At 54.1% G+C, this 19,063-nt stretch carries 18 protein-coding genes; 10 read left to right on the top strand and 8 right to left on the bottom strand.

Annotated features, from left to right (window positions below):
* Positions 1 to 82 precede the first annotated feature (82 nt).
* On the top strand, positions 83 to 1,159 hold the full coding sequence (gene dinB, locus ACFPMF_RS09730) for a DNA polymerase IV (RefSeq protein WP_379843778.1): 1,077 nt from the start codon (positions 83 to 85) through the stop codon (positions 1,157 to 1,159).
* Here dinB and ACFPMF_RS09725 read toward each other — a convergent pair.
* Both ACFPMF_RS09725 and ACFPMF_RS09720 read right to left on the bottom strand, forming a co-directional pair.
* Positions 1,156 to 2,622 (bottom strand): sugar ABC transporter ATP-binding protein, encoded by a 1,467-nt coding sequence (locus ACFPMF_RS09725; RefSeq protein ID WP_379843776.1) that lies wholly within the window; start codon positions 2,620 to 2,622, stop codon positions 1,156 to 1,158. The genes dinB and ACFPMF_RS09725 overlap by 4 nt on opposite strands.
* 87 nt (positions 2,623 to 2,709) lie before the next feature.
* The gene (locus tag ACFPMF_RS09720) at positions 2,710 to 3,750 is read right to left on the bottom strand and encodes a Gfo/Idh/MocA family protein (RefSeq protein WP_379843773.1); all 1,041 of its coding nucleotides are present in this window, start codon (positions 3,748 to 3,750) and stop codon (positions 2,710 to 2,712) included.
* 184 nt (positions 3,751 to 3,934) lie between these two features.
* Between ACFPMF_RS09720 and ACFPMF_RS09715 the strand changes: the two genes are divergently transcribed.
* From ACFPMF_RS09715 to ACFPMF_RS09700, 4 genes are read left to right on the top strand one after another with little or no spacing between them, the layout of a single operon-like run.
* A complete protein-coding gene (locus tag ACFPMF_RS09715; RefSeq protein ID WP_379843771.1) occupies positions 3,935 to 4,753 on the top strand; it encodes a sugar phosphate isomerase/epimerase family protein in 819 nt (272 codons plus the stop codon).
* Between the two features lie 15 nt (positions 4,754 to 4,768).
* Positions 4,769 to 5,602 carry a phosphogluconate dehydrogenase C-terminal domain-containing protein gene (locus ACFPMF_RS09710; RefSeq protein WP_379843768.1) on the top strand — a complete coding sequence of 278 codons (834 nt, stop codon included), beginning with the start codon at positions 4,769 to 4,771 and terminating at the stop codon, positions 5,600 to 5,602.
* Between the two features lie 12 nt (positions 5,603 to 5,614).
* Positions 5,615 to 6,553 carry an ABC transporter permease gene (locus tag ACFPMF_RS09705; protein WP_379843766.1) on the top strand — a complete coding sequence of 313 codons (939 nt, stop codon included), beginning with the start codon at positions 5,615 to 5,617 and terminating at the stop codon, positions 6,551 to 6,553.
* Between the two features lie 21 nt (positions 6,554 to 6,574).
* Positions 6,575 to 7,585, top strand: a complete 1,011-nt coding sequence (locus ACFPMF_RS09700) for a substrate-binding domain-containing protein (protein WP_379843764.1) — start codon at positions 6,575 to 6,577, stop codon at positions 7,583 to 7,585.
* A 91-nt stretch (positions 7,586 to 7,676) separates the two neighbouring features.
* Here the strand turns inward: ACFPMF_RS09700 and ACFPMF_RS09695 are convergent, their stop codons facing one another.
* The 3 genes from ACFPMF_RS09695 to ACFPMF_RS09685 form a co-directional block, all read right to left on the bottom strand.
* Positions 7,677 to 8,237 (bottom strand): D-sedoheptulose-7-phosphate isomerase, encoded by a 561-nt coding sequence (locus tag ACFPMF_RS09695; RefSeq protein WP_379843761.1) that lies wholly within the window; start codon positions 8,235 to 8,237, stop codon positions 7,677 to 7,679.
* Positions 8,238 to 8,300: 63 nt separating this feature from the next.
* Complete coding sequence (locus tag ACFPMF_RS09690; protein ID WP_379843758.1) at positions 8,301 to 9,194, bottom strand: ROK family protein; 894 nt, start codon at positions 9,192 to 9,194, stop codon at positions 8,301 to 8,303.
* Positions 9,195 to 9,384: 190 nt separating this feature from the next.
* The gene (locus tag ACFPMF_RS09685; protein WP_379843756.1) at positions 9,385 to 10,068 is read right to left on the bottom strand and encodes an MCP four helix bundle domain-containing protein; all 684 of its coding nucleotides are present in this window, start codon (positions 10,066 to 10,068) and stop codon (positions 9,385 to 9,387) included.
* A gap of 232 nt (positions 10,069 to 10,300) precedes the next feature.
* Between ACFPMF_RS09685 and ACFPMF_RS09680 the strand changes: the two genes are divergently transcribed.
* Positions 10,301 to 10,609, top strand: a complete 309-nt coding sequence (locus ACFPMF_RS09680) for a GNAT family N-acetyltransferase (protein WP_379843753.1) — start codon at positions 10,301 to 10,303, stop codon at positions 10,607 to 10,609.
* A gap of 60 nt (positions 10,610 to 10,669) precedes the next feature.
* Here ACFPMF_RS09680 and ACFPMF_RS09675 read toward each other — a convergent pair whose 3' ends face one another.
* A complete protein-coding gene (locus tag ACFPMF_RS09675) occupies positions 10,670 to 11,671 on the bottom strand; it encodes a type I glyceraldehyde-3-phosphate dehydrogenase (RefSeq protein WP_379843750.1) in 1,002 nt (333 codons plus the stop codon).
* A gap of 8 nt (positions 11,672 to 11,679) precedes the next feature.
* On the opposite strand from ACFPMF_RS09675, the gene ACFPMF_RS09670 reads away from it, so the two are divergent.
* The 3 genes from ACFPMF_RS09670 to ACFPMF_RS09660 all read left to right on the top strand — a co-directional run bounded on the left by ACFPMF_RS09670 (position 11,680) and on the right by ACFPMF_RS09660 (position 13,827).
* Complete coding sequence (locus ACFPMF_RS09670) at positions 11,680 to 11,925, top strand: hypothetical protein (protein ID WP_379843747.1); 246 nt, start codon at positions 11,680 to 11,682, stop codon at positions 11,923 to 11,925.
* An 89-nt stretch (positions 11,926 to 12,014) separates the two neighbouring features.
* Positions 12,015 to 12,824, top strand: coding sequence for a hypothetical protein (locus ACFPMF_RS09665; RefSeq protein ID WP_379843744.1), 810 nt, complete (start codon positions 12,015 to 12,017; stop codon positions 12,822 to 12,824).
* A 172-nt stretch (positions 12,825 to 12,996) separates the two neighbouring features.
* Positions 12,997 to 13,827: a phosphatase PAP2 family protein gene (locus tag ACFPMF_RS09660; protein WP_379843741.1), complete on the top strand. Its 831-nt coding sequence runs from the start codon at positions 12,997 to 12,999 to the stop codon at positions 13,825 to 13,827.
* Between the two features lie 114 nt (positions 13,828 to 13,941).
* Here ACFPMF_RS09660 and ACFPMF_RS09655 read toward each other — a convergent pair whose 3' ends face one another.
* Both ACFPMF_RS09655 and ACFPMF_RS09650 read right to left on the bottom strand, forming a co-directional pair.
* A complete protein-coding gene (locus ACFPMF_RS09655) occupies positions 13,942 to 16,020 on the bottom strand; it encodes a carboxy terminal-processing peptidase (RefSeq protein WP_379843738.1) in 2,079 nt (692 codons plus the stop codon).
* Between the two features lie 174 nt (positions 16,021 to 16,194).
* Positions 16,195 to 16,938: an FKBP-type peptidyl-prolyl cis-trans isomerase gene (locus ACFPMF_RS09650; protein ID WP_379843736.1), complete on the bottom strand. Its 744-nt coding sequence runs from the start codon at positions 16,936 to 16,938 to the stop codon at positions 16,195 to 16,197.
* Positions 16,939 to 17,395: 457 nt separating this feature from the next.
* Between ACFPMF_RS09650 and atpA the strand changes: the two genes are divergently transcribed.
* Positions 17,396 to 18,973 carry a F0F1 ATP synthase subunit alpha gene (gene atpA, locus ACFPMF_RS09645; protein ID WP_379843733.1) on the top strand — a complete coding sequence of 526 codons (1,578 nt, stop codon included), beginning with the start codon at positions 17,396 to 17,398 and terminating at the stop codon, positions 18,971 to 18,973.
* The last annotated feature ends 90 nt before the right edge of the window (positions 18,974 to 19,063 follow it).

The raw sequence follows: 19,063 nt of genomic DNA, 5'->3' as shown, positions 1-19,063 counted from the left end.
CCTTTCAAGCCACCGGAGCGGTTAAAATGGATTGAAACTGTTAACTTAAGATTCACTTTGAAATCGAATACTTCCGACGACTGTGGATCAGCCCGCTATCCGAAAAATTATCCATATCGACATGGATGCTTTTTATGCGTCCGTGGAGCAACGGGACCATCCCGAGTTGCGGAACAAACCCGTCGCCGTGGGCGGATCGAGCCAGCGGGGTGTGGTGGCCGCGGCCAGTTATGAAGCCCGGAAGTTTGGGGTCCGTTCGGCGATGGCCTCCAGCCTGGCCATTCGCAAGTGCCCCGACCTGGTTTTTGTCAAACCCCGTTTCGAGGTTTACAAGGCGGTTTCCAACGAAATCCGGGCCATTTTTGCCGACTATACGCCCCTCATTGAACCGCTCTCGCTGGATGAAGCCTATCTGGATGTAACCGATAATCTGAAAAACATCTCCTCGGCCACCCGCATTGCGGAGGAAATCCGGGCTAAAATTCAGGAGACGACCCAGCTAACGGCGTCGGCCGGTGTTTCCTACAACAAGTTCCTGGCTAAACTGGCTTCTGATTTCCGTAAACCCAACGGTTTGTACGTAATTAAACCCTCTCAGGGGCTGGCGTTTGTGGAAAAACTAACCGTCGATCAATTTCACGGAATTGGCCGGGTTACGGCGGCCAAACTCAACCAACTGGGCATTTTTACGGGCTGGGATCTGCGGCAACAGTCGGAAGCCTTTCTAAAGAAACACTTTGGGAAAGTCGGTCACTATTACTATACCATCGCCCGGGCCATCGACGAACGCCCGGTCACGCCCGACCGGCTGCGAAAATCCATAGGTTCGGAAAATACGTTCGACCACGATCTGACCACCGAAGCCGAATTACTGGCTGGTTTGCAGCCGGAACTCGATGCGGTCTGGCGAATCTGCGACCGCATGCAGGTGATAGGCCGGACGGTTACCCTGAAAGTAAAATTTGCTGATTTTGAGCAGATCACCCGCAGTCGCACCGTCCTGAGTCCCATTGTGCAGAAGACGTTGCTGGATCGGATGGGCATGGACTTGCTGACGGCGCTTTTTCCGCTCCCCAAAGGAGTTCGCCTGCTTGGTATTTCGCTCTCGAATCTGGAGGATGCCGGCCACATTTCAGGCCAGCAGTTGCGGCTTTTTTAAGCCGTCGCCCACTGCATCACCTGTGGTTCCGTGGCCGTTGCGCCGTCCAATTCAGCCGTCAGGTGACCGTTGCGCATAACCAGAACCCGGTCGGCCAGCAACAACAACTCCGGCAGTTCGCTCGAAATCAATAGGATAGCTTTTCCTTCTGCCGCCAGTTGCCGCAGGAGTGCGTAGATTTCGGCTTTTGCGCCAACGTCGATCCCGTGCGTGGGTTCATCCACCATCAGCACCTCGGGATTGGCGAGCAACCAGCGGGCCAGCAGCGTCTTTTGTTGATTGCCCCCACTCAGCCTGGCAATGGCGGTTTTTACGGATGGGGTCCGGATACGCAGGTGCTGCCGGTAGGTTTCGGCCACGGCCAGGCTCTTTCGGGCATCAAACCAACCCGGACGCGTGACGGGTGGCTGGACCACGACCATATTTTCGGCCACCGATTGTTCGCCGTACAGGCCCAGCGCTTTGCGTTCTTCGGGCAAATAACCGATTCCTATCCGCACGGCATCGGCCGGATGCCGGAGCGTGACGGTTTCCCCTTTGAACTGAACCGTGCCGGTTTCCGTCGGATCGATTCCGAAGATGGCGCGCGCGAGTTCCGTCCGGCCCGCGCCCACCAACCCGGCCAGACCCAGAATTTCGCCCTTGTGCAGTTGAAACGAAATGTCCCGGAAACGGTGGCCCGACAGCTTTTCGACGCGCAGAAACACTTCCTTTTGCGCGGAAGAGGCCACCCGTTCCGTTCGGATTTCCCGGCCTACCATCCGCTGCACCAGGTCATCAGACGAGATCTCCGCCACCGGGAACGTGCCCTGATAGCGACCGTCTTTCAAAACCGATACCCGGTCGGCCACGGTAAAGATTTCCGACAGCCGGTGCGAAATATAGACGATGGCTTTCCCGGCGGTTTTCAGTTGGTGGATAAGGGCAAATAACGTTTGGGTTTCGCGCTCAGTCAGTGAAGCCGTCGGTTCGTCGAGCAGCAGGATATCCGGTTTTTGAGAAAGTGCCTTGGCAATTTCAACCATCTGTTTCGGACCGGGTGCCAGGCCTGATACCCGGTCATCAGGCTTAATGGCGCTGATATTCAACTCATTCAACAAAGCCTGAGTCTGCTCCCGAAGCCGTCGGGCGTGAATGAACCCCCAGCGGTTTTGAGGGGGCCGGTTGGCAAAGATGTTTTCCGCCACCGTCAGGCTGTCGATCAGGCTTAATTGCTGATACACAATGGCGATCCCCCGACGGGTGGCCTCGGCGGGTCCGCTCAGATGCACGACTTCGTCCCTCAGTTCGATGCGGCCGGCATCCGGTTGAAGATTTCCGGTCAGAATGTTCAGTAAGGTACTTTTGCCAGCTCCGTTTTCGCCACAAAGCGCGTGGACCTCCCCCGCCCGAATGTCGAGCGAAACCCCATCAAGCGCCTTGACGCCGGGAAATTGCTTGCTGATTTCCGTAAGTCTGAGCATACTAAAAGAGAGACAGGATGCCGTTTAGGGTTTATCGTTCATGGTTTAAACATTCGCCCCCCGCAACCCATCCACTAACATCCTCATTCACAAATAAATAACCTTGTCCCGGGCTGCTGACTCGTAGGCAGTATGAACCAGCCGGACGGTTTCAAAATTGTCGCTGCCGGTGGTTTCGGCGGTTTCTTTCCCCTGCAAATCGGCCAGTAGGTTGCGGTTACAATCGACAATGGACGAATGCACCAGCGCATAAGCCGGATCCGCCCAGACATACTGCGGGGGAGCCGCTACCTGCTGCCGGGTTTCGATTTCGCCACTTTCGTTCCGGGCCGTTAGCCGCAGCGTGTAATCGTGCGTTAATACCGCCGACCCCAGCGCGCCTTCCACCGTGACAAAGGTTTGCGGAAAAGCTTCTTTTTCCAGAATGGATGCGTACGACATTTCGACCGAACACGTCAGCCCGCTTTGCATTTTCATCAATACCGTGGCGACATCCTCGCCCTTGATCTTCGGGTTGACCCGGGCGGTCTGGCAATACAGGGAAACCGCTTCGCCGAACAGAAACCGGCAGATATCCAACGTATGCGAACCAATATCGGTCAGGATAAACTGCTCAAGTTCCGCCAGAAACGGCTGGTTTTCAAAAACCGGAAAAGCCGAACAAAAACTGACCCGCGCCTTAAACGGTTTGCCGATTACGCCCGAATCCAGGACGGTTTTCAACCGACGCAGGGGCGTTTGCCAGCGAAAATTTTCGTGAATGTAAAACCGGACGCCCGCCCGCCGACAGCCTTCCACCATCTGCCGGGCGGCTTCCAGCGTTGGGGCCATCGGTTTCTGGCAAATCACATCCAGACCGTACGCGGCTGCCTTCAGCGTAAAATCGGTATGCGTATCCACATCAGTAATGATATCCACAAAATCGAGTTCCGACGCGTGCCGGTCCAGCAATTCATCGACATTATCGTACACATGCGGGACGGCAAACTGCCGGGCAAATCCCTCCGCTTTGCTGCGGGTCCGGTTATACAGGGCTACTAACTCCACCCCGTCGAGCATAAGCCAGGCCGGAATTTGATATTTCGCCCAGAAGCCCGTTCCGAGGATGGCAAATTTTAATTTTCGCATGAAAATATTGCAGGAAAACAAAAAGATTGTAGTTTTGTCGCCATCTCTACTGTACTCTACTGTATTGATAAGTTCAACAAAAGTAGCAGCTTTTCGGACGAATACAACACGGGTTTCAGGAAAAATTAGAATTCGGAATGAAAAGCACCCCGTTGATTTGGTCGATGAAAATCCAGATGCGCTGATGCAGGTTGGAATCAGTACGTATACCTACGGCTGGGCCGTCGGGACGCCGGGGCACCGGCCCGCTCCCCCGCTCGATGAGACGGGTTTACTGGATCGGGCGAAAGCGTTCGGGGTTCATGTCGTTCAGTTTGGCGACAATTTTCCGTTGCACGAACTGCCACCGGAACGAATTGACCAATTGCGGGAACGGGCCCAAACCGAACAGATTCAGCTCGAGATCGGCGCACGCGGCCTGACAGCGGATCATCTGGAGCGGTACGTTTCCCTTTGCTCCCAGCTAAGCAGCAGGTTGCTGCGGTTTGTCATCGACGCACCGGGCTACGAGCCTTCGATCGATACCGTAGTGAGTCTGTTGCGGAAAGCAGAACCGGAACTCCGACGGGCAGGCATAACGCTGGGTCTCGAAAACCACGATCGGCTGAAAGCCCGGGAGTTTGCCGGAATCATTGAAGGAATTGGCAGTGAACACGTTGGCATCTGCCTCGACTCCGTCAATTCGCTGGGCGCGGGCGAAGGGCTGGAAGAGGTGGTCGACACCCTGGCCCCCTACACGGTGAACCTGCACCTGAAGGATTTTGGAATTGTCCGACTGCCGCATCTGATGGGTTTCCAGGTCGATGGCCGACCCGCCGGGCGGGGCATGCTTAATATTCCGTGGCTGTTGGAAACCGTCCGGAAAAACGGGCGCTGCCAAACCGCCATTCTGGAACAGTGGGTGGTCCCGGAAAACGACCTTCGCGCCACCATCGCCAAAGAAACCGCCTGGGCCGCTGAAAGTATCCAGTATTTACGAACGATTAACGGACTTATTTTTTAACCTTTTCTATTTATCATGCGTAAAATTGTGCTGGTTGGCGCAGGCGGCAAAATGGGCTGCCGACTGACCGATAATTTCATCAAACATCCCGAATACGACGTTTCCTATCTCGAAGTCAGTCAGCAGGGCTGCGAAAATCTGCGGCAACGAGGCATTTCGACCAGCGAACCCGCTGCGGTGATTCCGGATGCCGACGTGGTAATTCTGGCCGTTCCCGACGTGGCCATCGGGAAGATTTCGGAAAATCTGGTTCCGACCATGAAACCGGGGGCGCTGGTGCTAACACTTGATCCGGCAGCTCCGCTCGACGGCGTCATTGCGCACCGCGATGACCTGGGCTACGTCATTGCGCACCCGTGCCACCCGTCGGTTTTCAACTGGGAACCCACCGAAGCGGCTTTCCGGGATTTTTATGGTGGTATTTCGGCCAAACAATCCATCGTGGTCGCGCTCATGCACGGCACGGAGGAACACTACGCCCTGGGCGAAAAAGTAGCGCAGGACATGTACGGCCCGATTGACCAAACGCACCGGATCACGCTCGAACAAATGGCCATTCTCGAACCGGCGATGGTGGAAACCCTGGCCCAGACCTGCATGGAGGTGGTGCGCGAAGGCTACGATAAAATTGTAGCGCTGGGCGTGCCGGAAGCAGCCGCCCGCGATTTTGTGCTGGGTCATTTGCGGATCCAGATTGCGGTTCTGTTTAAGGAAGTAAACGGAACGTTTTCGGATGCGGCCTATAAAATTTCGAAGCGGGCCAAACCCATTCTGTTCCGGGAAGGCTGGCAGCAGATTTTCGAAATGGACGATATTCGGGAACAGGTCAAAGACATTACGCAACGCTAAGCCCCCGATTTCATGCCCACTTTGCTGAAAGACCGGATTTATACCCTCGCGCTGATGATTATGCTGATTGGCGTCGGAGCCACGGCGGTATTTCCCCAAATATTCCCCACCTTCGGCAATCTCAGTCAGATTCTGCTCAACATGTCGATCGACACCATAGTGGCCGTCGGCATGATGTTGCTGATGATCAGCGGGGTTTTCGATCTGTCGGTCGGCTCGGTGGTGGCATTTTCGGGTGGCATGGCGGCCCTGGGTATGATGTCGTTCGGCTGGCCGGTGCCGCTGGCGTTGCTGGCTGCGCTGCTCAGCACCGGCTTGATCGGCCTGACTAACGGTTATTTAATTGCCTACCAAGGCATTAACCCGATGATCCAGACCCTGGCCATGATGGGCATAGTGCGGGGCGGAACCCTGCTACTGGGCGGTTCCGGCATCCAGAACCTGCCCTACTGGTTCAACGCCATCGGGCAATCCAAATTACTTGGCGTGCAGATGCCGGTCTGGTATATGCTGCTGACGGTGGGCGTTTTCTCGTTTCTGGCCAGCCGCTCGGTTTTCTTCCGGCGTTACTATTACATTGGCGGCAACGAACGGGCTGCCGAACTGTCGGGAATCCGCGTCCGGCGCATGAAACTCTGGGGTTTCGTGCTGACCTCGTTGCTGGCTGGAATCGCCGGTCTGCTGCTGGCGTCGCGGCTGGGCACGGCCTTGCCAACGGCAGGCCGGGGGCTGGAACTCCGCGTCATTACGGCGGTTATTCTGGGCGGGGCGAGTCTGGCGGGTGGCCACGGCAAAATCGTTGGTGCCCTGCTCGGCGCGCTGTTTATGGGGCTGGTCAGCAACGTCATGATCCTGGCGCGGGTGTCGGGCTACTGGCAGGAAATTATCCTCGGACTCATCCTGATTGCCGCCGTCTGGAGCGATCTGGCCCTGCAAAAGCGCAACCGGTAACGGTTTTTATCTCCTATCCCCATGAAAAAGTTTGTTTACCTCGCTCTGCTCCTGCTAACGGCCTGCGAACTCCCCCCGCGCGGGGCAACGCATTCGACCACGCTGCGGACGGTGGCTTCCTCGACCGAAACCGGCGCAACGGAAGAATACGTTATGGTGACCACGGCCGTTACCATGCCGATGTACGTCAACCACGATCAGGCAACGTTCCGGCGCTGGGGGGAGCAACGGGGCGTTAAAGTATCGGTGTTAGGGCCGGCCGACTGGGATGTTCCGGCCCAGATCAATACCATCGAAGAAGTTATCGGGACGCACCCCACGGGCCTGCTCATCAATGGCACCGACCCGGCCCTGGCCCCGGTGATCAACAAGGCGGTTGCGGCTGGCATCCCGACGGTGGTGTATGATTCGGATATTCCCAACTCCAACCGGCACGCTTTTCTGGGAACGGACTGGTACGAGATCGGTCAGATGCAGGGCCGGGAAATGGTTCGGTTGCTGAACGGCAAGGGCAAAATTGCCTACATGGGCCTTCTGGGCCTGACGAACATGGAAGCCGGTTTTCGGGGTTTGCTGGATGCGATCAAAAATTACCCCGGCCTTGAAGTTGTGGGAAAATTCGACGACAAATCCAATGTCGAAGAAGCCGCCCGCATCACCTCCGACCTGCTGGCGGCCCATCCCGACCTGGCCGGTTTATGCGGTTTTGATTCCAATTCCGGGCCGGGCATGGCCCTCGCCGTTCGCGAAGCCGGGCGGGCCGGAAAGGTGAAAATAACGACCGTCGATTGGGAGCCCGAACACCTGCGACTGGTCCAGGAGGGCGTCATCCACATGCTGGCGGGCCAGAAACGGGCGTTGTTTACCTGGTACGGTGCTCAGTTTCTGTACGATATGGTGCACCAGACGAATCCCCTGGGCCATACCAGTCGCCCCGACATTACGACGATTCCCGCAACGGTCAATACCGGTTTGCTGCGCATTACCAAAGAAAACGTAGCCGGTTTTCTGAATACGACACCTCCCCAATGAGATGAAAGATCAACTGTGCGGGATGTCAAATCCCGCACAAAACCGTACCGAATGGTCGGTCATGATCGGCCTTCGGCTAGATTGTTAGCCGTTAGACCGGATTTTCCATGAAGGCGTAGCACAGCATGTGGCAAATCGTCATGTGCGCATCTTCGACCCGACCGTAATGTTCGGAATCGATCACGATGACTTCCTGCGCCAGCTCGGCGAGCTTGCCGCGTTTCCCTCCCACCAGCGCGACCGTCGTTAGCTGGTGCTCATTGGCCCACTGAATGGCTTTCACCAGGTTGGGCGAGCTGCCGCTCACGCTCATCGTCAGCACCAGATCACCGGGTTTGGCGTAATTCTGCAACTGCCCTACAAAGACGTCATCATACGAATAATCGTTGCCCAAGGCCGTCAGCCAGGCGGTATTGTCGTTCAATGACAGACAACGAAATCGTTTGCCGAGTTTATCGGAAGCGCCTTTGCCCAGGTCCGTCATAAAATGGGAGGCATTGGCCGCACTACCGCCATTGCCAAAAACAAAGAACTGCCGATCTTCTTCCCAGCAGGTTTTCAACAACTTAACAACTTTTTCTACTTGGTCAACGGGAATGGAATTGATCGCGGCCTGGTGGTCAACGAGGTACTGCTCAAAATACGTCTGCATACGGGTAACGGTAAAAGTGAGTCGGGTTGTCGGACGGGACGGCGGTTTTGCCCCATTCGTTCTTTATAAACTTAAGGCCCCAATTGGCACGGCATTTTCGCCCAGTTCGGCCAGACGAATCGCCGGACCGGGCTGGAACGCGCCCATGATATAGGTGGGTAATCTTTTTTCAACGGCCATCCGCAAGGGTTCGCCAGTCAGGGACAGCCCCCCACCCAGCACAATGACATCGGGATGCAGCAGGTGGACAACGTGCGAAAGTCCAAACGCCAGATCGTCGGCGATTCGCGCCAGAATCCGCTGAGCCATCGGGTCGCCCTGGTCGAAAGCCGCCCGCAAAAACCGGGCTTCGCCGGTGGTCGTGGAGCCGATCAGCTGCTTCAGCACGGCATTGTCGGATCCCTGCGCGACGGCCTGCCGGATTTCGCGGTCGACGGCCCAGCCCGAACAGACCGACTCGAGGGTGGAGCCGGTTTTGTCGAGACGAATATGCCCGATTTCGGTTTCACCCGGTGGCCGTCCGTGGTAAATCTGCCCATCGACGACCATGCCTCCCCCCACACCACTGCCCAGCGTCACGTAAAAAACGTGCCGAAAGTCCCGTCCGGCGCCGTGTAGAGCCTCGCCCAGCGCGGCCACATTCGCGTCGTTTTCGACGCAAATCCGGGGCGCCGATGTGCGCTCGCGCAGCCAGTCCGCTAGTCCAAAACCGGACCAGCCTTCAATCTGATGGGAAGTTGCAATCTGCCCGGTTTGCGTATCCACCGGGCCGCCAAAGCCCACTCCGATGCTTGCGAGGGGGTCATTTAGCTGCCGAATGGCTTCCTCAATATGGGACAGAATACCAGCCGCGCCCCGGGCTTTGTCGACTGAAAACCGGAAATGCCGGCCAATTGCGGGTCCTTCGCCCGCGACAATTTGCAGTTTTGTACCGCCAATTTCAATACCAAGATTCATTCGCTCAACCGGACATCCGATCCGGGATGCCAAAGTAAAGAAGAAAAAGCTTACCGCAGGGAATCTTTTTGCAGAGATGGGTATTTTCGGAACGGTCAGGGTGACCCGCTTAGGATCATGCCCTACCGGCCCACGGGGTGGTGCCCACCGCCATTTTCGATAGCGTCAGCCAGGAATCACCTGGTTGGCATCAATTTAAGTGAAACGGTTGTCTTTCCTGATTGATTATTTTAGAATTATGAATCAGGCCCAGGATCAGGAGACCAATAATAATCGCAACGGCAATTTGCAGGGTTGAAATCATGGTAAATTGCGACGATTCAGACATCGATTCATTCACGAGAACCTGTCCCTCGGCAGACTGAATTTTTATCAGTTCATTCAGGGATTTGATCGATTGCAGAAACGTAGTCGAACCCAATCCGTTGAACAGTTCGCTGCCCGCCGGTTGGTTTCCCACCTGACTTAGTTGCAGAATTTCACGCTCGATCTGCGCATAGGCATCCACCCGGTTTTTAAAATCCCGCAGGTTTTTCGCTTCATCAACCGTCAGAACCGTTTTCTCAAATTTACGGATGAGTGAGTCGATGGCCTGGTTCTGTTTTGTCAGCTGGCTCTGAATCTGCGCCGGTTGTATATCGGCGGCTGCGAACAGGTAATTTTCGACCAAAAGCCGTTTGGTGTACAAGTTTTCACTTAGATAAACCATATCAACGGCCGGAATCAGCCGGTCCTGATAAATGGAAGAAAACGATTTATCAATATCTTTTATCGTGCTTCGTGAAATTAAGGTACATAGCACCACCAGCAACATAATTCCGGTTAAAAGGACTGCTGCTTTTATTTTTTGCTGAATTACAAATGACCATTTCATAGTTGTGTCGCGTAAAAACCCACTCTTAAATCCGCCCCATCAGGTATCTTAATAACGAAAATACGAATATTTCTATATGAACGTTCATTTCGCTGCCACCGCCCGACCTGGAATCGGACTCCCGGCCGTAAACTTAGGCTGGGCGGGTGGTCGCTCAATGGTATATTTCATTATCTTTAAGGGACTTGAAAACTCGTAATTTGGGCAAAATAGCCCGGTTAAACCGCTTACAATGGAAAACATTCAGTTTAAAACACTCGGCAAAGGGCTGAGTGCTTTTGTGATCCAGGAAGGAGAAGAAAAAATCGGCGAAATGGTGGTCGGTTTATCCGACCAGTACCTGACGGCGTATCATACCGAAGTGGTTCCGCAGAAAGAAGGCAAGGGACTCGCCGGGCAATTGCTGGCTGCGATGGTCGATTACGCCCGGCAGCACCAGCTGAAAGTCATTCCGCTCTGCCCGTACGTCAATGCCCAGTTCCGGCGTCACCCGGATCTCTACGAAGACATTTGGGAAAAAGAGCGCTCCGAACCGGATTGAAAACCGCATAGGGATCAACCTGGTCTTTCGGAGCCGGTTTGATCCCTATGTTTCCGGGTGTCAGATTCGTTCCGCCAGGTAAGCCGCCACTTCGGCCAGCCGGTTGGAGAAGCCCCATTCGTTGTCGTACCAGGCCGCGACGGACAATAAACCGCCCTGTTTTGCCGTCAGGGGTAAATCCACGATGGACGAGTGCGGGTCGGCCACGATCCGCGACGACGCCCATTCGTCTTCCAGCACATCCATCACGCCGTTCAGCGGTCCTTCGGCTGCGGCTTTCCGGAAAGCGTCATTGACTTCTTCCACCGTACAGTCTTTCTCCGTAATCAGGTTCAGTTCGGCAATGCTGCCCGTCCGGGTTGGAACCCGGTAGGCTTTTCCGGTAATTTTCAGGTCTTTCCAGATAAACTGCAAGGCACGGGCCGCTCCCGACGACGACGGAATGATATTCTCGGCAGCCGCCCACGAATCGCGCCGGTCTTTCATCGGCTGGTCGGTCAGCGACTGGGTGTTGGTATACGAGTGAACCGTCGAGAACAAACCGTATTGAATACCGAAGTTTTCGAGCACCACTTTGACCACGGCTGCCAGGGCGTTCGTCGTACAGCTACCCATGCTCACGATATGGTGATTGGCGGGGTCGAATGTATCGAGGTTGATGCCTTTCAGCAACACCGCATCGCAATCGGCGAGGGATTTACTCGGTGCACTGATCAGCACGTATTTGGCGCCCCGATCCAGGTGAACCTGCGCCCCGGCGCGGGTGGTGGCCCGACCCGTACAATCGACAACCAGATCGACGCCCAGCGCGGCCCAGTCGGGTACTTCTTTTGCCGAATTGATATAGGGAATTTCGCGGTTCCCGATGGTTAACTTGCCGTCAGTGCCCGAAACCGGCTCGGGCCAGCGGCCATAATTGGTATCGACCGCAAACAGAGCCGCCAGCGTGGCTTCATCGCGAATGTCAGAAATAGAAACCGGGACAAACAGGTTTTTACTGAGTCCAACGCGCAGGAACTGCCGTCCAATGCGCCCAAAACCATACAGGGCAATCGTAGCCATACGAATGTTTGTTAGAGTTGTTGTATGAATGGGCAGGCTGGTTCATCCCGTTCTTTTCCGGATTGCAATCGGCCACTGGGCGGAAAACCGGGTTGAAAACCATCACCGACCTCAACTTGAGAACATCCGGAACCGCCGGAATGGTTCTGTCCGAGGAGAGAGAAACCGGTATCGCCGGGCGGTTTTCCAACAGAAATTTTCTCCCCAAAAAGTCCGGATGGAATCGCGCTCCGGCGGTCTATCCCGCTGAATAAAAATGGCAGCCCGCTTGCAACCCTTCCCCTTCCTTTCTGCTCTTATCTCCCAAGAGTCAACACGTAAATATCTTTCTATGTCCATGAGTATGAAAACATTTCTCCGTTTAGCGTTCCTGCCTATCGCACTCTTTGTCCTGTTCGATGCCTGTACATTACAGGACCACATCCCATCCCTTCAGGAGCCCGGTTGTCAGCTTCGGACGATGACCCTCACCGCCAAAAGTTCGTTTGGTGAACGGCTCCTGAAGGATGACATCCTGGAAGTAGACGGTAAGCAGATTCCCATCGGTAAGGAAAGATCCTATGAATACACGTATGACAGTCAAAACCGGCTTATCCAAACCCACTACCTGACCTACACGGGCAGTTCGGCCAACCAGCGGATTACCTTTGATTACGGTCCCAACAGTGTCACGACGAAAATGTACAACTATGGCTCCCCCACGCCGGATTTGGAAGAAACGTTACCCCTGAATGCGCAGGGTTTACTGCAAAAACCGGAATTGTTCTACGATTCGGATGGTTATCTGGTAGCCGATACAACGATTTACGGCCCCACCAGTTATACCATTAGTGGCGGCAATATCGTCCGGATGGAACGCCGGGAAGCATTTAAAGGCCCGAACGGACCGCTTACGGAGGTGCAAACGTTTGAGTATGATGTAACCAAACTGAACACGCCCAACCGGGGGCCTTATAAGGGGAAAAGCAGCAGGAATTTACCGATCAGGCAAACACTGATAATCTACGATGGTGTCAATCCAACCGCAACTTTTGTCTACGAATTCAACTATGTTTTTGATGAACACGGCCGCGTCATCCGAAGCTATTACCCGTTCGACAGTTACGGAACCACCCATTACCAGATTAGTGACTATTCGTACACCTGTCAATAAAGACCAACGTATTCATGAGTAGGCCCCGGTTTCGCCCAGACCGGGGCTTTTTTTGTTGTATCAATAATCAGGAGCGAAAATTGCACGCGGATAGCAACGAGTCCGCAAACCGCTCCCTGGATAGAACCGAATTTACATTACCAATCACCGTCCGAACGTGAGAGTCCCTTTTATGAAAATACGCCTGACGCTTGCCGTTTTGTTGATCCAATCAACGATTTCTTTTGCCCAGCCGGACTCCCTTCCGGCTTCACCGTATCGCATTCACCGGTCCTACGAACTAGCGGGTTCGGGCGTACTGCTGGGCGCTTCTTACTTCGGTTTTCGGAAACTGGACCGCGTGGCCACGCTGGATGCCGCTGAAGTTGCCAAGCTGAATCCGGTCCGCATTAACGCCTTCGATCGGCCCATTGCGTCCCTGAATCCGGCCGGTTTCGAAACCGCCCAGAAACGGTCGGACCTGTTTCTGAACCTCTCGATTGCGAGTCCGCTCCTACTCCTGCTGAGTAAACCGATCCGGCACGATGCGCTGGATTTGCTGGGGATGTATGCCACCGCCCACGTCGTCAATAACCTGCTGTACTTCGGGACGGCTTTTTCCATCCGGCGCGCCCGGCCCCTCACCTACAACGCCCTGCTTCCGCTGGACCAGAAAACCGGCCCCGCTAAAAGCAATTCGTTTTACAGCGGTCATGTTTCTTTCAGTACAACCGCTACCTTTTTCGGAGCCAAAGTTCTAACAGACTATTACCGCATCCGGGGCTGGAAACGGGCGGCCATTTTCTCGGTAGCGGCCGTTCCACCCATCCTGGTCGGTGTAAACCGAATGAAGGCCGGAAAACACTTCCCAACCGACGTACTGACCGGCTTTCTCATCGGCGCAGCCTGCGGAATCGGCGTACCCGAATGGCATAAATTTCGCCGGAAAACCGCCGGTTTGGCCTTCCGCCCGGAGGTCTCCTTCGCCTGCCAGCGTGGGCTAGCGGTTACGTATTCGTTTTAGGCCCAGGTCAGCGTTCGTAGCCGGATAACTGGCTACGGTATTTGTTCACTACACGAAACAAAAAGCCCGACTGATTGCGTCAGCCGGGCTTTTTAACGGGGTAATGACCAATCCTTACTGCGGATTTTTGGTAAAGACGATGTAATCGGCCAGTACTTTGGCGGACTCCATTAAATACAGATCTTTCTTCGACGCCTTGGGATCTTTCGGATCTTTGGCGGGGATGGAAGAGTCGTTCGTCGCCACCGGATCGCCGGCCGATTCCCGGATCGACTTTCTGCGTTTTTCAGCTTCGTCCCGTTCTTTTTTCCGTTTCGCTTCCTGCAGCGAAACCACGGTTTTTTCTTTGGCCCGTTTCAGTTCCGCAAAATCGGCCAGCAACTGTTTCAGGTCCGTATCGGATTTCAGGCGCTGCTCGTAGCGGTCGCGCAATTTAGCAATCAACTTATCATCCAGATTCCGGGTAGCATCAAACCGGGCCGATGCAATCTGATCCCAGGGCAAAGCACTGGGTTGAGAACTTTCCCCGTATTCCTCCGCGCTGAATGCCGACGGCAGTTCAATATCCGGGGTTACGCCCTTGTGCTGCGTACTGCTTCCGTTAATCCGGTAGAATTTGGCAATCGTCATCTTCACCTGTCCTACTTTCTCGGACTCCTTCAGCCAGGTATTGAGATCCACCATCGTCTGGACGGTTCCTTTGCCATACGTCTGGCTCCCAATAATGATCCCGCGTTTGTAGTCCTGAATGGCAGCCGCAAAAATCTCTGACGCCGAAGCACTGAAGCGGTTCACCAAAACCGCCAGCGGTCCGTCATAGAGCACCGACGGATCGGGATCGGTCTGGACTTCGATATCGCCGGTGGCTTCTTTTACCTGAACCACCGGACCCCGTGAAATAAACAAACCGGTCAGGGTGATGGCTTCGGTCAGGGAGCCCCCGCCGTTATCGCGCAGGTCAACCACAACCCCGTCTACTTTTTCGGTTTTCAGTTCATTCAAAAACCGTTGAACGTCGCCAGTGGTGCTGGCAAAGCCTTCTTCCCGCTTGCGGGCGCCTTCAAAATCACGGTAGAAAACCGGAATAGTGATGACCCCCACCTTGTATTTCTTCTGGTTCTGGGTAATTTCAATGACTTCTTTCTTAGCCCGCTGTTCTTCCAGTTTGATTTTTTCGCGCACCAGCCGGATTTCTTTCGGCGGAGCACCCGCTACCGCGTCGAGCGACTGGATTTGCAGCCGCACGGTAGTTCCTTTCGGACCTTTGATCAGCTTCACGGCATCATCCACCCGGTAGCCAACAATATTGACCATGTGGCCATCGCCCTGCGCCACCGCCATAATTTTGTCGCCCTTGGCCAGCAGCTTGCTTTTAAAAGCCGGTCCGCCGGGAATGACCTCCGAAATCTTGATGTAATCGCCGTCTTCCTGCAACAAGGCGCCGATTCCTTCCAGCGAAGCGCTCATATCCTGATTGAAAAGATCGGCGACGCGGGGCGACATATAATTCGTATGCGGATCGAGCGATTCGGCAAACGAGTTCAGGTAAATCTGGAATACGTCTTCGGACCGAATCCGGTTCATGTAGCGGTCGAGGTTTTTATACCGCGACTTCATGCTGTTGACCACCGACGTATCGGCTTTGCCGGTCAGTTTCAGTTCCAGCGACTGGTTTTTCAGCAATTTGCGCCACAGATCGTTCTGCTCTTCCAGATTTTTCGGCCAGTTGGCCTTCTCCCGGTCGGTATTGAAGGTTTCGTCAACCGTAAAATCGAACGGCTTTACCAGGTTTTCCTGCACAAACTTGTTGCGCTCCTGGTACCGTTTCCGGAAAACGTTGTAAATTTCATACGCTGCCGTCAGTTCACCGTTGATCAGCTGATCATCGATGTTGTTGCGGTATTTTTCGAAAGAGTTGATGTCCGAAGCCAGAAAATAGGCCTTGTTACCATCGAGCTCTTTAAGATAATTTTCGTAGACCACCGACGACAGGGAATCATTCAGACGTACCTTGCGATAGTGGTGAGTCGTCAGCAATTTCGCGACCAGTTGTTCGACATGTTCCTGCGATAATGACGGTTTGAGATCATCAGCGCTTGGCGGGGGCAGCGGTACGGCCGACATCCCTGCTTGTGGACCCGGCTGAAGGCTCAGCATCAGCACCGGGACTAACGTAATGAGGTACTTTCTCATGTTCCCCTTTCTATGATTTATGTAGCACCACTCTTACTCAGGCCGGATAGTCTGCCGGTTAAAATAGGTCGGTCGTTCCCGTTGTTTCAGGCAGCCTGGATCACTCAGCGCTTTCAACAACTGGATTTTCTTCACCCTTCAACCATTTTTAGCCTTACAAACCATCGAAACCGCTTACTTTTTCACTATTTCTATCAATTCAATATCAAAAACAAGGGTCGAATTCGGGCCGATCTGGGGACCACTTCCCTGTGAACCATACGCCAGTGCCGACGGAATATAGAGTTTCCATTTCGACCCGACGGGCATCAGTTGCAGGGCTTCGCTCCACCCCTGAATGACCTGATTGACCGGAATTTCGAGCGGCTGGCCGCGTTCGATGGAGCTGTCAAAAACCGTCCCGTCGATCAGTCGCCCGGTATAATGGGCTTTCACCGTATCGGTCGTTTGCGGTTTCGGGCCGGTTCCTTCTTTTACAATTTCATACTGTAAACCACTGGCGGTTGACTTGATGCCGGGTTTCTTTTTATTTTCTTCCAGAAACTGCTCCCCTACTTTCCGATTGGCTTCGGCCCTGACGGTGCGTTCCCGCATGAAAAACTCCTGAATGATTCGGTTAGCCTGTTCGGGGGCAATCTGCATGTTTTGCGACTGAAGAGCATCCTGTAAGGCTTTGGAAAGGGCTTGAAGGTTAGCGTTTCCCAGGTTTTGCGATTTCAATCCAAGTCCGACATTGATACCGATACTATAACTTACCGAATCAATAGCATTGTTTAGTTTAACCGGGGAAGAAGTTACGGCGGCCGCAGGCGCTTTGGGTTTAGGCTTGGCAGCCGGTTTTTTCGTTTGAGCCACTACCTGACCCGTTGCAAATACAGCCGACAGAAGACCGGCTAAAGTCCATTGTTTAATCGTCATGTGAAAGATTCAAAAGTTGTATTCAAATCAGGTACTTGTGGTGGAAACGTAAAACTGTAGGTCAAAAGTTTGGCAATAGCGGGATTTTATAAAACAAATTATTGATGAATGGTGATCGGCAGGTGCCAGCGGGTAAATGCGGGGAGTCAATCCATTCCGGCAGACAACCGATTGCTGATCATGAACTGCTCACAACTCACTAAAGTAAAAAACAATTATTAGTATCTCAACTCAGGTCTGTTAAATAATGTTATTTTTTTTGAGCAACCAGTTTGAGGGCCACGAAACCACGGTTACAAGCGGGCCAGCCTGCCGATTCGGATTTCTGCCGTCCGATTCTTAGAAAAGTATAAACTTTAGCGAGGAATTTTCTTGATAAGGTCTGTTTTAGTGAAATTTAGTACGTAACTTTGCACCCGAATTCTTAGAACCATCATAAAACGATTCTTCCACTCATATGGTATCAGTTAGACCCGACGAGGTTTCAGCCATTCTCCGGGAACAGCTATCGAACTCCAGAACCACCGCCGAACTCGAGGAAATCGGTACGGTATTACAAATCGGTGACGGGGTAGCCCGCATTTACGGTCTGTCAAAAGTGCAGGCTGGTGAATTGCTGGCGTTTGAAAACGGTTTGCAGGCACTCGCCCTTAACCTCGAAGAGGACAACGTCGGAACTGTATTGCTGGGAGACTACAGCGATATCAAGGAAGGTGCGACGGTTAAACGGACGAACCAGATTGCTTACGTTAACGTGGGTGAGGGAATTCTGGGTCGGGTCGTCAACACGCTCGGCCAACCCATCGACGGTAACGGTCCTATCGTTGGCGAAACCTTCGCCATGCCGCTGGAACGGAAAGCGCCGGGGGTTATTTTCCGCCAGCCCGTAACCGAACCGCTGCAAACCGGTATTAAATCCATCGACGCCATGATTCCCGTTGGCCGGGGTCAGCGGGAGTTGATCATCGGTGACCGCCAGACGGGTAAAACCGCCGTGGCCATCGACACCATCATTAATCAGAAAGAATTTTACGATAAAGGTCAGCCCGTTTACTGTATCTACGTAGCCTGTGGCCAGAAAGCGTCAACCATCAAGCAGGTGGAAGCAACGCTGCGCCGGGCCGGTGCCATGGATTACACGGTGATCGTGGCTGCTCCAGCCGCTGACCCGTCGCCGATGCAGTTCTTCGCACCGTTTACCGGGGCCGCTATCGGAGAGTACTTCCGCGATACGGGCCGTCCGGCCCTGGTCGTTTACGATGACTTGTCGAAACAGGCCGTTGCTTACCGCGAAGTATCGCTGCTGCTGCGTCGTCCGCCGGGCCGTGAAGCTTACCCGGGTGACGTATTCTACCTGCACAGCCGTCTGCTGGAGCGGGCCGCCAAAATCATCAGCAACGATGAAATTGCCGCAACCATGAACGACCTGCCGCCCTCTCTGGCCGGTAAGGTGAAAGGGGGTGGTTCGTTGACAGCTCTTCCGATCATCGAAACACAGGCGGGTGACGTATCAGCCTACATTCCGACCAACGTAATTTCGATTACCGACGGCCAGATCTTCCTCGAAACCAACCTGTTCAACTCCGGTATCCGTCCGGCGATCAACGTGGGGATCTCGGTTTCGCGGGTAGGAGGTAACGCCCAGATCAAGTCGATGAAGAAAGTAGCCGGTACGCTGAAACTGGATCAGGCTCAGTTCCGCGAACTGGAAGCCTTTGCCAAATTCGGTTCGGACCTGGATGCTTCCACGAAGCTGACGATCGAACGGGGCCGCCGGAACCAGGAAATCCTGAAGCAACCGCAGTATTCGCCGGTTTTGGTGGAGCAGCAGGTGGCGATTATCCTGGCATCAACCAACGGTTTCCTCGACAAAGTGCCGGTCAATAAGGTAAAAGAGTTTGAAAGCGAATTTGCGCTGCAAATGAGCACCCAGCATCAGGCTACCCTGGATCAGCTCCGGGCGGGCAAACTCGACGATACCATCATCGCCGTCATTAAGAAAGTTGCAACCGAGCTAGCCGCTCGTTACGCATAACGTTTAGATTCAGGAGTTTAGAAATAGGGTATTTGACACCGTAACACATTACGGTGTCGGATGCCCAGGCTCATCCCTCCACCACCAAAA

This window comes from Larkinella bovis, assembly GCF_042655385.1.
Taxonomy (GTDB): domain Bacteria; phylum Bacteroidota; class Bacteroidia; order Cytophagales; family Spirosomataceae; genus Larkinella; species Larkinella bovis.
The sequence above is the reverse complement of the archived record's forward strand: the minus strand, read 5'-3'. Positions and strand labels throughout refer to the sequence as shown.

Excerpts from the sequence above, each read along its gene's own strand:
- ACFPMF_RS09660 (WP_379843741.1), top strand. The coding sequence starts at position 12,997 with ATGAAAATACGCCTGACGCTTGCCGTTTTGTTGATCCAATCAACGATT.
- ACFPMF_RS09690 (WP_379843758.1), bottom strand. The coding sequence starts at position 9,194 with ATGAATCTTGGTATTGAAATTGGCGGTACAAAACTGCAAATTGTCGCG.
- ACFPMF_RS09725 (WP_379843776.1), bottom strand. The coding sequence starts at position 2,622 with ATGCTCAGACTTACGGAAATCAGCAAGCAATTTCCCGGCGTCAAGGCG.
- ACFPMF_RS09685 (WP_379843756.1), bottom strand. The coding sequence starts at position 10,068 with ATGAAATGGTCATTTGTAATTCAGCAAAAAATAAAAGCAGCAGTCCTT.
- ACFPMF_RS09675 (WP_379843750.1), bottom strand. The coding sequence starts at position 11,671 with ATGGCTACGATTGCCCTGTATGGTTTTGGGCGCATTGGACGGCAGTTC.
- ACFPMF_RS09665 (WP_379843744.1), top strand. The coding sequence starts at position 12,015 with ATGAAAACATTTCTCCGTTTAGCGTTCCTGCCTATCGCACTCTTTGTC.
- ACFPMF_RS09705 (WP_379843766.1), top strand. The coding sequence starts at position 5,615 with ATGCCCACTTTGCTGAAAGACCGGATTTATACCCTCGCGCTGATGATT.
- atpA (WP_379843733.1), top strand. The coding sequence starts at position 17,396 with ATGGTATCAGTTAGACCCGACGAGGTTTCAGCCATTCTCCGGGAACAG.
- ACFPMF_RS09715 (WP_379843771.1), top strand. The coding sequence starts at position 3,935 with ATGCAGGTTGGAATCAGTACGTATACCTACGGCTGGGCCGTCGGGACG.
- ACFPMF_RS09655 (WP_379843738.1), bottom strand. The coding sequence starts at position 16,020 with ATGAGAAAGTACCTCATTACGTTAGTCCCGGTGCTGATGCTGAGCCTT.
- ACFPMF_RS09695 (WP_379843761.1), bottom strand. The coding sequence starts at position 8,237 with ATGCAGACGTATTTTGAGCAGTACCTCGTTGACCACCAGGCCGCGATC.
- ACFPMF_RS09710 (WP_379843768.1), top strand. The coding sequence starts at position 4,769 with ATGCGTAAAATTGTGCTGGTTGGCGCAGGCGGCAAAATGGGCTGCCGA.
- ACFPMF_RS09700 (WP_379843764.1), top strand. The coding sequence starts at position 6,575 with ATGAAAAAGTTTGTTTACCTCGCTCTGCTCCTGCTAACGGCCTGCGAA.
- ACFPMF_RS09720 (WP_379843773.1), bottom strand. The coding sequence starts at position 3,750 with ATGCGAAAATTAAAATTTGCCATCCTCGGAACGGGCTTCTGGGCGAAA.
- ACFPMF_RS09680 (WP_379843753.1), top strand. The coding sequence starts at position 10,301 with ATGGAAAACATTCAGTTTAAAACACTCGGCAAAGGGCTGAGTGCTTTT.
- ACFPMF_RS09650 (WP_379843736.1), bottom strand. The coding sequence starts at position 16,938 with ATGACGATTAAACAATGGACTTTAGCCGGTCTTCTGTCGGCTGTATTT.